The 1012-nt window shown below is 47.0% G+C and carries 1 protein-coding gene; it reads left to right on the top strand.

The window, feature by feature from the left end; genetic code table 11:
* Nucleotides 1-8 precede the first annotated feature (8 nt).
* Nucleotides 9-992: a type II secretion system minor pseudopilin GspK gene (gene gspK, locus R7Q47_RS26765; RefSeq protein WP_318090359.1), complete on the top strand. Its 984-nt coding sequence runs from the start codon at nt 9-11 to the stop codon at nt 990-992.
* Nucleotides 993-1012: the final 20 nt, after the last annotated feature.

The raw sequence follows: 1012 nt of genomic DNA, 5'->3' as shown, positions 1-1012 counted from the left end.
GTGGTGCTTTGATTATTGTACTGATGCTGTTGGCGATTATGGCGACCATTGCTGCCACCATGTCTGAACGTTTGTTTTTGCAGTTTCAGCGCGGTTCAAACCAAATCCATTACCAGCAAGCATATTGGTACAGTGTTGGTGTTGAAGCCTTGGCTGAAGTGGGTATCGAGCAGAGCTACAAAGACAGCGATACCATCAACCTCAGCCAACCTTGGGCGATTAAAGAACAAGTGTACCCATTGGACTATGGTCAAGCTGCAGGACGTATTTGGGATAAGCAAGCGTGCTTTAACCTCAATGTGTTAAGTCGAGTGCAGCCGACCGGACAACAAACCACTCGACCATATTTGGTTCAAGTGCTGCAGCGTTTGTTGGAAGAGTCAGATGTAGAGCCGTATCAAGCGGAAGTGATTGCCGATTCCACTTGGGAATACATTGATTCAGACAGCACAGTACGTTCAACCACCGGCGTGGAAGACAGCACCTACGAATCGATGAAACCTTCGTATTTAGCGGCTAATGGTTGGATGGCAGACAAAACTGAATTGCGCGCGGTATATCAAGTGAGTGGTGAAATTTATCAAAAGATTGAGCCCTTGGTATGTGCGATCCCAAGTGATGATTGGCGTTTAAACGTCAACACGATAGAGGTGGAACAAGCGCCGATTTTAGTCGCTATGTTTTCACCGAACTTGAGCAGCAGCGATGCGGTTCAACTGATAGAAAAGCGTCCCTTCGATGGTTGGGACAGCGTAGACGAATTTCTAGCGGAGTCAGAATTAACTGGCTTGAGCGATGATGTAAAGAAAAACGCCAAAGGCTATTTAGGAGTGGATAGCTCCTTCTTCGAATTGGATGCACAAGTGTTGGTGGATGATTCACGAGTACGTATCCGAAGCCTTTTGCAAAGTACAAATAGAGAAACGGTGACGGTCGTTCGCCGTCGTTTTGGAGGGATCAGTGAGCGAGTTTCTGACCGTTCGGCTGAGTAGCGAACAACAAAGTACCATTC

It is taken from the genome of Vibrio sp. Vb0349, assembly GCF_033338975.1.
This window is presented reverse-complemented; position numbering and strand designations above follow the sequence as displayed.